This window comes from Bacillus cereus group sp. BfR-BA-01492 (assembly GCF_022662815.1).
In the GTDB taxonomy this organism is placed as follows: domain Bacteria; phylum Bacillota; class Bacilli; order Bacillales; family Bacillaceae_G; genus Bacillus_A; species Bacillus_A cereus_BD.
Genome location: NZ_JAKUEH010000001.1, coordinates 1 through 13380 on the forward strand (window position 1 = coordinate 1; position 13380 = coordinate 13380).

Below are 13380 nucleotides of genomic sequence, written 5' to 3' on the forward strand. Positions count from 1 at the left end.
CATCTTTTTAAATTCTGCATTAAATTTCTTGTTTGCCATACGGACACTTCCTCCTTGAAATCCATTGTAAGGACTTAACTAAGTTGTGTCCATATGACTATACTAACTCCACCCTTTCTTCGTTTTCAGCTGAACATTGTCACAACATTCTCTGGCATTCTGTAATAATTCTCCTATCGCTGAATTGCAGTATATGCTTGTTCCCATATCTGTTCGCCTCCATATTTAGTTTTCAAATAGTTACAATGAATTTAGTACATATGTAACTTGTCTACTTTTCGTATAAAAAGAGAGGAACTATTCCTCAACGTTTGCTTTTACTTGTATTTCTTTGATGATGGCCCAACCAGCCTTGTAATATGCTTGACGGATTTTATCAATATCCTTTTGTGATTTTGGCTCAGGAGCCACAACATGGACTTTCGTTTTTCCAAATTCATAAGTCGCCGCATATTCTTCTTGTTGGCTCATGGTGTCACCTCTTGAAGTGCTTTTTATATGTTTATGCGACAGTTCTGATGGTACTGCCATGTTAGTTGATGGCATTTTTCCACCTACTTCCCACCAAAAAAGTATAAGATTCTTGTACTCTTGTACCTCAAATTAAATCCTTTATATCACGACCAAGAATAGTTGCTAATCTAATAGCCTTTTCAAGATTTGGATTACTATAACCATTTTCCCAATTACTTATTGTAGATTTTGTAACTTGCATTCTTTTTGCAAGATCTTGTTGCGTTAACTTACTTTTTTTCCTAGCTCTAATTAATTTGATATTTTTGTTCACTGTCTCGCTCTTTGTATAAGTATTTTGTACTTTTATTATATATATAAGATAATTGTACTTAAACACATTTGTACAATTATCTTATACAAAGTTTTACAATCCATCTATATAAGGTACAATATCTTTGTACTTTTTTATTAACGGGAGGTGCTAAAAATGTTGAGACAAAGATTAAAAGAGATGCGTAAAACGCGTAAGCTCACTCAGCAAGGATTAGCCGATAAAGTAAATACCACTAAAGGCACCATTAGTAACTATGAGAATGGGCATAGCACTCCCTCAAACGAAATGCTAAAAGATTTAGCGAATGTTTTAGGAGTAACAACAGATTATTTATTAGGAAGAGAAGATGAATCAAGGATGTCTAATGAACTTCCTGATTTAAGCAAAAAAGATACTCGTGATATCGCTCGTGACTTAGAAAAAACTTTAAAAGACTTAGAAAATAGCGAAGATGCTTTAATGTTTGACGGAGAACCAATAGACGAACATACAAAAGAAATGATTCGTATTTCTCTAGAAAACTCTATGCGCATGGCAAAACAATTAGCAAAACAAAAATTCACTCCAAACAAGTATAAAAAAGATTGAACGGAGCAAGAAATGAAAATTAAAGACTACGTAATGAAAATTGTAAAAAACACGGCACAACAAACCCCTTTGAAATTGCTAAACGAAAAGATATTATAGTGTTGTTTGAAGACCTTGGGAATACTCTTGGTTTTTACAACACTTATAAACGCTTTAAATTCATTCATATTAATAATAGGATTGATGAAACCACACAACGCTTTGTCTGTGCTCACGAACTAGGACATGCTCTATTACACCCAAAAGCTAATACTCCATTTTCACGAAATAAAACCTTTTTTTCTGTAGATCGATTAGAGATCGAAGCAAATACATTTGCAGTCGAACTCTTATTACCTGATGAAATGATTTCTGAATATCAAGATACAAATCTATCAATTCAAGTAATAGCTGAGATCTATGGAATTCCAGAAAGTTTTGCTAGTTTAAAAAGTTATTAATATGAATTTAAAATACAAATTTATAAGTTAGGAGCTACATAAATGAAAATATTTTTCTCATTTCTATTTGCAATAACAATGCTAGCCACGTTTATTTTATTAATCACATCTTTGGTATTTCGTTTAAAAAAGAAACCAAACACTAAGAAATATTTTAAGTTTACAGGTATAGCCTTTATTTTATCTATTATTTCATTAATTGTAGTTAACATGAACATGACGCCACAGGAAAAACAAGAAATTCTCGCTAAACAAAAAGCTGAAGAAAAGCTAAAAGCCGAAGAGAAGCAAAAAGCTAAAGAGCAAAAAGAAGCCGAAGAGAAACAAAAAGCTAAAGAACAAAAAGAAGCTGAAGAAAAACAAAAAGCCGAAGAGAAACAAAAAGCCGAAGAGAAACAAAAAGCTAAAGAGCAAAAAGAGGCGGAAGAGAAGCAAAAAGCTGAAGAGAAGAAATTAGCTGAGGAACAAAAAAAAGCTGAAGAAAAACAAAAAGAATTTACTTCTTATGCTCAAAACATCAGAGGCGGAAATTTTATTAAAGATATGAAACTTAATAATAAAGAAGCCGAAATTACATTCCACGATTCATTTGCATCTTATAAATCAGCAAAACCAGATAGCAACGTTACTGAAGAACAATATAAACAATATTTTTCAACAGGGGATGCTATTGAGAAAATGTTTGTAAGTGAACCTGCTAGATTACTAAGACAATTTCCAGATTTAAATACAGTAAAAATGACTCTGCCGTTCGATGGGAAAACATACAGTACTAACTTGGATAGAGATTCTTTGAATACATATCTTGGATTTAAGATTGAAGATTTAAAAGTTGAAGATAAGTCTTGGGTCAAAAAATTTAACAATCCATACGTGTATGATAAAACAAAACGTAAGGCATTCTTTAAAAAATTTGTTACTGTTCAATAATTCTTAATAAAAATAATTTATATCATGAAACTATTATGAAAGCAGGGATAACAGTTGCTCGTTTGGATTGATAGTTTTTTAAAATCTCCACAAGGATTTGTTGCGCTTGTCAGTGGTTTAGTTACCCTAGCTTATTTTATAGCTACGCGCTTAATTCAAGTATTAGCTACAGATGAAATAAATAAACTTTTTTTAAGCAAGGTTCAACAAGTAAATTTAAAAGTATGGCATTTCCTTTCAGCCGTATTATATTTTACTGCCTTGTTCGCTGGAAGTGGATTAGCGTTTAATTATTCATTTAGTAAAGTTGATATTGATAACCCAGGTATTTACAAAAACTTTATGTCCTGGTCATTTCTAATTTTTCTTCTTTCACTTTTGATTGTAATTTTTAGTCCGTCGATTGTGAAGAAATTCAAAAAATTTAACCGTGTAATTATGCCATTAATTATGTTCAACATGATATTAGGGTTAGTATTTTATTGCTTTATATTTAATCAACTTACATATATCGGGGTTAATCTAAACTCTCTTGCTACAGTGGTACTCTTACCTTTAATACTCGTTTCCTTGTATTCTTTTATTTTTTCAAAAATAAATGCTCAAAAGTCGCCAATCAAGTATCGTATAAAGCCTGTTAGTGAAGACAAAATAAAAATTGAAAAGTTAGTCCACGGGCATATAATTGATGAAAAGAGAACTATTTGTTTCCCTAAAGGTTCTACAGACAAAGATATATTCTATTTATGCGACTTTTCTGCTGAGATTTATCTAAAATATGAAAAAGAAAAAGAACATGAACAAAAAAATGAACATGAGGATAATAAATTTGCACTCTCCTCAACTAATAAAGAAATAAATCGAAAAGTTTATAAAAAAGAACATAAAGAAACTTATTAAGCTCCTTCCTGGAGCTTTTCTTTTATTATTAGTTTTTTTCTATTATTTATCTATATCTCGTATAATAACTATTAACAAGGAGGTCTAACCATGAAAACCGCAATCTACCTAAGAAAATCTCGCGCCGACCTCGAAGCCGAAGCACGCGGTGAAGGCGAAACGTTAGCAAAGCACCGCGCTACTCTGCTGAAAATAGCGAAGGAAATGAATTTAAATGTTTTATCCGTCCGTGAAGAAATCGTTTCTGGTGAGAGCTTGGTGAAACGTCCTGAGATGTTGGCGCTGCTTGAAGAAATTGAAGATAACAAATATGATGTTGTGCTTTGTATGGATATGGATCGGTTAGGTCGTGGTGGGATGAAAGAGCAAGGTATCATTTTAGAGACGTTTAAACGCTCGAATACGAAGATTGTGACGCCTAGAAAGACTTATGACCTTAATGATGAGTGGGATGAAGAATATAGCGAATTTGAAGCGTTTATGGCACGTAAGGAGTTAAAGATTATTACGCGACGTATGCAACGCGGCCGTATTGCAAGTGTAGAAGCTGGTAATTACCTCGGTACCCATGCACCATTCGGGTATGATATCCATCGTTTAAATAAGCGAGAGCGTACGTTAACGATTAATCCAGAAGAAGCTTCTGTCGTAAGAATGATATTTGATTGGTATGCAAATGAAGATATGGGTGCAAATGCAATTATGCGCAAACTAAATGGACTTGGCTACAAAAGTAAGCTTGGGAACGACTGGAGCCCGTACAGTATATTAGATATTTTAAAAAACAATGTGTACATTGGAAAAGTAACATGGCAAAAGCGAAAAGAAGTAAAACGTTCTGATGCTGTAAAAAGAAGTTGTGCGCGTCAAGATAAAGCTGATTGGATTATTGCTGATGGCAAGCATGAGCCTATCATACCTGAAAGCTTGTTTGAGCAAGTGCAAGAAAAATTAAACTCAAGGTATCACATTCCATACAATACGAACGGGATAAAGAATCCATTAGCTGGTATTATTAAATGTGCTAAATGTGGTTACAGTATGGTACAACGTTATCCAAAGAATCGAAAAGAAACGATGGATTGTAAACACCGTGGCTGTGAAAACAAATCTAGCTATACTGAATTAATTGAGAAGCGTTTACTCGAGGCTTTAAAAAAATGGTACATCAACTATAAAGCTGATTTTGAAAAACATAAGCAAAGTGACAAATTAAAAGAAACACAAGTTATTCAAATGAATGAAGCTACCTTACGAAAACTTGAGAAAGAATTAGTGGATGTCCAAAAACAAAAAAATAATTTACACGATTTATTAGAGCGTGGCATTTATACCGTCGATATGTTTGTAGAACGCTCACAAGTCGTTTCTGACCGTATTAATGAAATTACTTCCGCGATGGAAAACTTAAAGAAAGAAATTAAAGCGGAAATTAAGAAGGAAAAAGTGAAGAAGGATACAATCCCTCAAGTGGAGCATGTTCTTGATTTGTACTTTAAAACAGATGATCCAAAAAAGAAAAACAATCTCCTAAAGTCGGTTTTAGAAAAGGCTGTTTATAAAAAGGAAAAATGGCAAAGGCTCGATGATTTCGAACTTATTCTTTATCCTAAGCTCCCTCAAGATGGCGACATATAAGCGTTCGCACTTTGTCGCCATCTTGTTGGTGTAATTAGGTTGACACCATTTAATCCAAGAGCATCATTTGTAGATACGGCTAATACAACAGGCTTTCCATTTCTAAGAGTAGCTTTCGCTGCCATTAAGACTGGTGAATCTGTCATCGCATTTGCAAATTTACTCATTGAGTTTCCTGTTAACGGAGCGATTACCATACAGTCTAGTGGAATCTTCGGACCAAGTGGTTCCGCTCCAACAATTGTATTGATTACTTTATGTCCGGTTATTTCTTCAATTTTATCAATCCACTCTGCCCCTTCGCCAAATCTAGTATTTGTTGATTGTACAGTATAGGAAACAACCGGTCTTACTTCAGCTCCCTCTGCAACTAACTTTTCTAAATGTGGCATTACTTCTTCATACGTACAGTGAGAGCCTGTGAATCCAAAGCCAATTCGTTTTCCTTTCAAGTTCATTTTTCATTCTCCTCTCTGGCCATCATATCTGCTTTTAATAACTGAGAAAGAACATTCGCCAAAATTTGCCCAGCTGTTTTTGGAGCAACAATTCCCGGAAGACCAGGTGCTAATAATGCCTTCACACCTCGTTTCTCTGCATAACGAAAATCCGTTCCGCCTGGCTTAGACGCTAAATCAATAATTAATGTATGTGCTGGCATACGGGAAATCACATTAGCTGTTACAACAAGATGCGGAACTGTATTAATGACAATGTCAACATTCTTTACTTCCTTCCCAATATCCTGCATATAAAAAGGAGAAAACTGCATTTCTGTAATACGAGCGATATGTTCTGAACGTCTTGCGCCAACTTTGACATGTGCTCCTAATGATTGAAACGCTCTTGCGACACTCATTCCCGTTCGACCAAATCCTAAAACCATAACATTCGATCCGTGAATCGTATAATCTGTATGCTGAATAACCATCATTAAGGTACCTTCTACTGTTGGAATAGAATTATAAATAGCCACATCATCACGATCAAATAATTTTACAAGCTTTCGATTAGTAGTAGCTACAAGATTCTCCAAGTACGGCGTACCGATTCCCGAATATATAGTAAAGTTTGCTGGTGTTTTTTCAACTTGTTCCTTAGTGATTGAAACTTTTTCATTAGAAAAGATCGTATCTACTTCTCCTTTTGCATTTGTTCCTGCTACCGGTAAAATAATTGCATCTAAAGAAGTGAAATCTAGATCTTGCATAGTCTCTTTTGCTGCCCCAGTGAAGCCATGATCTAATTGATCAAATCCTATCAATGAAAGTTTCGCATCAAGTTCGACCAACTTGCGAATTACCTCTAGCTGTCTTGCATCTCCTCCTATGACAGCAATGTGCATCTCAGTCAACATTCTCTAATTCACCTTCTTTTTCTTTCATTTATAAGAAAAATGCCTATTTTTTCTTTTTTCTCCACATCATATGTACCGTACGAGTTAGAGGTGATTGAAAAACAGAAAGCGTGCATGAATAGTTTCTACAGTGCATCTACAATCCCTTACTTTTATTCCGCTAGTTTAGGACAGTAACAGCCCGATTGGTGAAGGTTCATAATCAGTGGAGTGAAGCCCTCCCACTGTTTAAAATTTCACTTTATCGCTAAACTTCTATCATCTTTCTACTAAATTGTGAAGAAATAAAAAAAGATAACCAAATTGGCTATCTTTTACTTTGATTTCGGATGATTTGCTAAATCAAAAATAATCATATCGTGGCCTACCTTCTTAATTCTGCTCCATTCTACTCTAACTTCCTGCTGCTCTCTTTTAAAACCGCCCCACTTTCCAACAGGGATAATGAGAGCTTGAATCTTTCCATCTTTCTCATTAATTTCTAAATCCGCATGCCCTAATACTCCCATCTTCTCTGCTCGTTCTAAGTCGACAATTTCTTTTCCGCTTAATTCGCTTAACCGCACCATTTTCTCCTCCTTCATTTTTTGCAAAATAACGTTCTATAATAAGTACCCTATTCTATATATGTACAAAAAATAACAGAAATTTGATTGCCGAAAAACAAAAAAACTGTATCTCGCATTCACGAGATACAGTTTTTTGTTTATTTCATGCTTTTTGGTAACTCACCATTTGGACTAATTAGTGCTGCTGAAAATTCATTTGTAAATATATCACGAATCAATGCATCAACATTTGACTTTGTCACGTTGTTAATGCTTTCGATAATTTCATCAAGAGAGCGATGTTTTCTTAGAAGCAATTCATTTTTACCATTGCGACTCATACGACTATTCGTACTCTCTAAACTTAACATTAAATTCCCTTTTAGCTGCTCTTTACTATTCACAAGTTCTTTTTCTGTAATACCTGTATTTTTCAATGTGTCTAATGTTTCTTGTATTGTGTCATACAATGTATCTAATTGTTGACTTCCTGTACCACCATAAATAGTTAGCATTCCCGTATCTTCGTAAGAAGAATGATATGAGAATACAGAGTATGCTAGACCGCGTTGTTCCCGTACTTCTTGGAATAAGCGGCTGCTCATGCTACCACCTAAAATATTATTGAGTACGATCAAGTTATAAATATCGTCATGCCCCATCTGTAATCCTTTAAATCCTAAACATAAATGCGCTTGTTCTGTTTCTTTCTTGCGAGCGACTTTATTGAAATGGAAAATTGGGCTATGTACTTGCTCACGATTTGTTGTTCCCTCATAATTACCAAAGTATTGTTCTACCGTTTGTACAAACGTTTCATCAATATTTCCAGCAATTGATACAACAACATTTTCAGGTGTGTAATGATCTTTAATGTATTGTCGCAACGTGTCTCCTGTAAATGTTTCAAGCGTTTCTTCTGTTCCCAAAATTGGATATCCAAGTGGATGCGTTTCGTATGTTGCTTTCGTTAATATGTCATGTACAATATCATCTGGTGTATCTTCGTACATTTTAATTTCTTCAAATACAACCTTCTTCTCTTTTTTCAATTCAGTCTCATCAAATGTTGAGTTAAAGAACATATCCGCTAACACATCAAGCGCATATTTTGCGTGCTCATCAAGCACTTTTGCATAATAGCATGTGTATTCTTTTGATGTAAATGCATTTACTTGACCGCCGATACTGTCAAATGATTCCGCAATCTCTTTCGCGCTACGTGTCTTTGTACCTTTAAAAAACATGTGCTCCAAAAAGTGTGAAATCCCATTATTTTTCTCATTTTCATTTCTAGAACCTGCATGGATCCATATCCCAATTGCAACTGAACGCACAGTAGGTATATTCTCCATAACAATTCTTACACCATTCTTACAAGTATATTTTTTAATCAAAAAAACTTCCTCCTAATGCCAGTTTCTCTAAATAATCGCTATTATTTAATGATAACAAGTTTGCACATGAATGTCATGCAAATGTATTTAATCAATCCGTTTTTCATCCATTAATTCTGAAATATTTCCAAGCTTATATCCCTTGTTTTTCATTTGTCTAATCATCGAATCAAGCGCTTCCGCTGTCGAAGATGTAGGATGCATTAACACGATAGCACCTGGATGTATTTTCCGCATCACTCTTTGCAAAAGTACATCTGGCTCTGGTCGTTGCCAATCAATCGTATCCACCGTCCACATAATCGTTCCCATCTTTAAATCATCGGCCACCTTTACAACTTCATCGCGGAAACTTCCACTTGGCGGCGCAAACCATCGAACTTTTTGGTTGGTCGTTGCCTCAATAATTTGATTTGTTTTTTGTAATTGTTCTTTTATTTGAGGTATGGACAACGTTTTCATATCAGGATGCGTATACGAATGATTTCCTATCTCTTGCTTTTCATCTACAATCATTTTCGCAAACCTTACATTCTCTTTCACCCAGCGTCCTTCCAAAAAGAAAGTTGCCTTCACATTGTGCTTTTTCAACGTTTCTAATATGCGCGGTAAATATTCATTTCCCCAAGCTACATTGATCGTTAATCCAACCATTTTTTTCTGTGGATGACCGCGATAAATAGGAGCAGGAGCTAGGTCTTCTAAATGAATAGTAGGTGATATTTCTCGAAATACGAGTTGTTTTTCATTAAATTTTTGCAATTTCTTCATATTCTTATAGGATGCTTCTACATCCACTTCTTTGCCATTATACCCTGGTGTCGCTTTCCAAATCTTATCAATCACTGCATTTTGCGGAGCAATAAAATGTTGTTTGGCTTGCTTTTGAATTTCGGCATACAACTCATCATTGGCAAACACTGAGTATGAAAATAGCCCGGTACAAAATAAGAATGCCGCTAGATATATAAATATACGAGTTTTCATATAAACCCTCCCATTAACTATACAAAAAGAGCCATATATTCTCTTCTTATCTTTGTTAATTTGAGCGTTATTATAAAAACTATACCTTGCTACATATAAAAATCTATATTATGTATATTTTTTTATATAACAAAAAAAGCCAGAAATCTGGCTTTTTTCTTCATTTTTATTCTTGGATCGCTTCCTCTTTTGCTGCCTCTTTTTCTTGCTCTTCTTTTAGCAATACTTTTCTAGATAAGTTTACACGACCTTGTTTATCAATCTCGATTACTTTCACTGAAATTTCATCACCGATTTTTACAACGTCTTCCACTTTACCTACACGCTCAAGAGCCAGTTCAGAAATATGAACAAGACCATCTTTACCGCTGAACAATTCTACAAATGCACCGAATTTTTCAATACGTTTTACTTTTCCTAAGTATATTTCTCCTACTTGTACTTCGCGAACGATATCTTCGATGATTTTCTTCGCTTTCTCATTCATCTGTTGGTTAATTGAAGAAATAAAGACTGTACCGTCTTGTTCAATATCAATCTTCACGCCTGTTTCTTCAATAATTTTGTTAATTTGTTTACCGCTAGGCCCGATAACATCACGGATTTTATCCGGATTAATTGCCATCGTAATAATTTTCGGAGCATATTCAGATAGCTCTTTACGAGGTTCAGCAATAACAGATAACATATGATCTAGAATGTGCATGCGTCCAATCTTAGCTTGTTGTAATGCTTCTTCTAAGATTTCACGAGAAAGGCCATCGATTTTAATGTCCATTTGCAGAGCAGTTACACCTTTTGCTGTACCTGCCACTTTAAAGTCCATATCACCTAAATGGTCTTCCATACCTTGAATATCCGTTAAAATTGTATAATGCTCACCAGATTTCACAAGTCCCATTGCGATACCAGCAACTGGCGCTTTAAGTGGTACACCCGCATCCATCATTGCTAACGTACTACCGCAAATACTTGCTTGTGAAGTAGAACCATTAGATTCTAAAACTTCAGATACAAGACGTACTGTATATGGGAAATCTTTTTCAGATGGAATTACAGGTTCGAGAGCACGTTCTCCTAATGCTCCATGACCAATTTCACGGCGACCTGGTCCACGCATCGGTCTTGTTTCACCAACACTGAAAGAAGGGAAATTGTAATGATGCATAAAACGTTTCGATTCTTCTACACCAAGACCATCTAAAATTTGCACATCGCCTAATGCACCTAACGTACAAATACTTAATGCTTGTGTTTGTCCACGTGTAAATAGACCAGAACCGTGCGTACGAGGTAAAATGCCAACCTCTGACGCTAAAGGACGAATTTCATCACTCTTACGTCCATCTGGGCGAACTTTTTCAACGGTAATAAGACGACGTACTTCTTCTTTGACAATTTTATATAAAATCTCACTTACTTGTCCTAATACTTCCGCCTCAACTTCTTGCTCTTCATAATGAGCAATGACACGTTGTTTTACTTCGTTAATTGCATCTTCACGCGCATGCTTTTCATGTACTTGAATTGCAGTATGCATATCCTTTTCTGCCATTTCACGTACAGCTTTTTCCAGTTCAGCATCCACTTCATAAAGTTTTACTTCCATTTTTTCTTTCCCGACAGCTTGTACAATTTCTTCTTGGAAAGCAATTAAACGTTTAATCTCTTCATGACCAAACATAATTGCTTCTAACATTGTTTCTTCAGGTACTTGATCAGCTCCTGCTTCTACCATGTTAATCGCGTCTTTTGTACCCGCTACAACAAGGTGAATATCACTTTTCTCTTGTTGTTCTACCGTTGGGTTAATAACAAATTTACCGTCAATACGACCTACTGTTGCCCCTGCAATTGGACCTTCAAATGGAATATCTGAAATAGATAATGCCAATGAAGAACCAAGCATAGCTGCCATCTCAGAAGAACAATCTTGATCAACACTCATTACAATGCTGACAACTTGTACTTCATTACGGAAACCATCTGCGAAAAGCGGACGAATTGGTCGATCAATTAAACGACTTGCTAAAATTGCTTTTTCACTTGGACGTCCTTCACGCTTAATGAAACCACCTGGGATTTTTCCGACTGCATATAAACGCTCTTCATAGTTTACTGTAAGCGGGAAGAAATCTACATCCTTTGCCTCTTTTGATGCAGTTGCTGTAGATAGAACTGCTGTATCGCCATATCTTACTAATACTGCTCCATTCGCTTGTTTTGCAAGCTGACCTGTTTCAATTGTTAGCTGGCGACCAGCTAAATCTATCGAGAAGACTTGCTTTTCTTGACTCATTTAAGTACCCCTCTCAATTTAAAATATTCACTTCTTCTATGTAAATGGATTATATATCAAAATATTCTCCCTTTAGTATTACCGAAAATTAAGTAAGCTATAAAGAGTAGAAGATATATTTTTACCTAACAAAAAAGCGGGAAGATTCCCGCTTTTTTGACTATCGACGTAAGCCAAGCTTTGTGATTAATTCACGGTAACGTGTGATATCGCTATTACGAAGGTAAGTAAGTAAGTTACGACGTTTACCAACCATCTTTAATAGACCACGGCGTGAATGATGATCTTTCTTGTGAGTACGTAAGTGCTCGTTTAGAGTGTTAATTTGCTCTGTTAGGACAGCAATTTGAACCTCTGGAGAACCAGTATCAGTCTCATGAGTTCTAAATTGTGCAATGATTTCATTTTTACGCTCTTGTGTTAAAGCCATCCTATTTCACCTCCTAATAAGTAAACCCCCAATTCCCTAGCATGCGTCGGTGAGTCGCTATGCCAAGCAATGGTTGTCATAAAGTACATAACATAGAATACTACTTTTCATTGGAAAAAGCAAGCACATTCTTTTCTGTCTTAAAATATTCTTGCGCTGTATTTTTATCTTCAGCAATTTGTGCAACTAATTCATCGATACCATTAAATTTCTTTTCTTCTCGAATACGCATATGCCATTCAACAGTAACAGTCTGATCATAAATATCTTCACTAAATTGGAATACATGTACTTCAATAGATAGCTGGCGCTCATTTTCTTTAAAAGTTGGTTTATATCCAATATTACATACACCATCATGCCAATTATCATGAACCTTTAATCGCACTGCGTATACTCCAACAGGCGGCAATAAATAGTCACCATTTAAAGCAACATTGGCAGTTGGAAAACCAATTTGGCGCCCACGTTTATCACCGTGAACAACTTTTCCTTCTACCGTATAAGGTCTACCTAAAATAGATGGAATTTGTTCCATTTCTCCATTACGAATGAATTTTCGTAACGCTGTAGAACTTACTTTTTCTTCCTGAAATTCAACTTTTTCAATCACGGTTTGTGTAAACTCCCCTCTTGCATGAAATGGCAAAGTCTCCATCGTACCTTTTCCTAAACGTCCATATGAATAATCAAATCCTGCTACTACGTGCTTAACATTTAGCCCAATAACATATTCATCGACAAACTGCTGTGGTAATAATCCGGCGAATGATTCATCAAATTTCACCACATATAGTAGGTCAATACCTAAATCTGCAATTACTTTTTCTTTCAAACTTGGCGGTGTAATATATGCCACATGTGCTTCTTTTTTCCCTAATACAACAGATGGGTGTGGATGAAATGTCATGACCGCACTTTTCCATCCTCTTTCATCCGCTATTTTTTTTGCCGTTTGAATTACACGTTGATGTCCCAAATGAATGCCATCAAAATATCCTAATGCCATTACAGTAGGTGGTAATTCTAGTTTATTTAAATCATGGGGATGAGTTAAATGAATGAGTTTCACGCTT

The 13380-nt window shown here is 35.3% G+C and carries 13 protein-coding genes and 3 pseudogenes; 5 read left to right on the top strand and 11 right to left on the bottom strand.

Annotated features, from left to right (window positions below; genetic code table 11):
- Nucleotides 1-105: 105 nt before the first annotated feature.
- The 3 genes and pseudogenes from MR063_RS00005 to MR063_RS00015 form a co-directional block, all read right to left on the bottom strand.
- Nucleotides 106-207 (bottom strand): annotated as a pseudogene (locus MR063_RS00005) (sporulation sigma factor-processing peptidase); the annotation flags it as partial.
- 90 nt (nt 208-297) lie between these two features.
- Nucleotides 298-546 (bottom strand): hypothetical protein, encoded by a 249-nt coding sequence (locus MR063_RS00010; protein WP_242192625.1) that lies wholly within the window; start codon nt 544-546, stop codon nt 298-300.
- A gap of 52 nt (nt 547-598) precedes the next feature.
- Nucleotides 599-787, bottom strand: a complete 189-nt coding sequence (locus tag MR063_RS00015) for a helix-turn-helix transcriptional regulator (RefSeq protein WP_242192628.1) — start codon at nt 785-787, stop codon at nt 599-601.
- A gap of 156 nt (nt 788-943) precedes the next feature.
- Between MR063_RS00015 and MR063_RS00020 the strand changes: the two genes are divergently transcribed.
- The 5 genes and pseudogenes from MR063_RS00020 to MR063_RS00040 all read left to right on the top strand — a co-directional run bounded on the left by MR063_RS00020 (nt 944) and on the right by MR063_RS00040 (nt 5286).
- Entirely contained in the window at nt 944-1378 is a 435-nt protein-coding gene (locus MR063_RS00020) for a helix-turn-helix domain-containing protein (protein WP_242192629.1), read from the top strand.
- A 12-nt stretch (nt 1379-1390) separates the two neighbouring features.
- Nucleotides 1391-1818, top strand: a pseudogene (locus tag MR063_RS00025) (ImmA/IrrE family metallo-endopeptidase).
- Nucleotides 1819-1860: 42 nt separating this feature from the next.
- Nucleotides 1861-2748, top strand: coding sequence for a hypothetical protein (locus tag MR063_RS00030; protein WP_242192631.1), 888 nt, complete (start codon nt 1861-1863; stop codon nt 2746-2748).
- A gap of 54 nt (nt 2749-2802) precedes the next feature.
- Nucleotides 2803-3648, top strand: a complete 846-nt coding sequence (locus MR063_RS00035; protein WP_098432550.1) for a hypothetical protein — start codon at nt 2803-2805, stop codon at nt 3646-3648.
- 90 nt (nt 3649-3738) lie between these two features.
- Nucleotides 3739-5286 (top strand): recombinase family protein, encoded by a 1548-nt coding sequence (locus MR063_RS00040; protein WP_242192634.1) that lies wholly within the window; start codon nt 3739-3741, stop codon nt 5284-5286.
- Here the strand turns inward: MR063_RS00040 and dpaB are convergent.
- The 8 genes and pseudogenes from dpaB to ribF all read right to left on the bottom strand — a co-directional run.
- Nucleotides 5274-5744, bottom strand: a pseudogene (gene dpaB / locus MR063_RS00045) (dipicolinate synthase subunit B); the annotation flags it as partial. The gene MR063_RS00040 and the pseudogene dpaB sit on opposite strands and share 13 nt — an antisense overlap.
- Nucleotides 5741-6643: a dipicolinic acid synthetase subunit A gene (gene dpaA, locus MR063_RS00050; RefSeq protein WP_242192636.1), complete on the bottom strand. Its 903-nt coding sequence runs from the start codon at nt 6641-6643 to the stop codon at nt 5741-5743. The pseudogene dpaB and the gene dpaA, both read right to left, overlap by 4 nt.
- A gap of 314 nt (nt 6644-6957) precedes the next feature.
- On the bottom strand, nt 6958-7209 hold the full coding sequence (locus MR063_RS00055) for a YlmC/YmxH family sporulation protein (RefSeq protein ID WP_041810486.1): 252 nt from the start codon (nt 7207-7209) through the stop codon (nt 6958-6960).
- 140 nt (nt 7210-7349) lie between these two features.
- A complete protein-coding gene (locus MR063_RS00060) occupies nt 7350-8588 on the bottom strand; it encodes a M16 family metallopeptidase (protein WP_242192638.1) in 1239 nt (412 codons plus the stop codon).
- Nucleotides 8589-8675: 87 nt separating this feature from the next.
- Entirely contained in the window at nt 8676-9575 is a 900-nt protein-coding gene (locus MR063_RS00065) for a polysaccharide deacetylase family protein (protein WP_242192640.1), read from the bottom strand.
- 166 nt (nt 9576-9741) lie between these two features.
- Nucleotides 9742-11874: a polyribonucleotide nucleotidyltransferase gene (gene pnp, locus MR063_RS00070; RefSeq protein ID WP_242192649.1), complete on the bottom strand. Its 2133-nt coding sequence runs from the start codon at nt 11872-11874 to the stop codon at nt 9742-9744.
- A 160-nt stretch (nt 11875-12034) separates the two neighbouring features.
- A complete protein-coding gene (gene rpsO, locus MR063_RS00075; RefSeq protein WP_001229392.1) occupies nt 12035-12304 on the bottom strand; it encodes a 30S ribosomal protein S15 in 270 nt (89 codons plus the stop codon).
- A gap of 100 nt (nt 12305-12404) precedes the next feature.
- Entirely contained in the window at nt 12405-13376 is a 972-nt protein-coding gene (ribF, locus tag MR063_RS00080) for a bifunctional riboflavin kinase/FAD synthetase (protein WP_242192651.1), read from the bottom strand.
- Between the last annotated feature and the right edge of the window lie 4 nt (nt 13377-13380).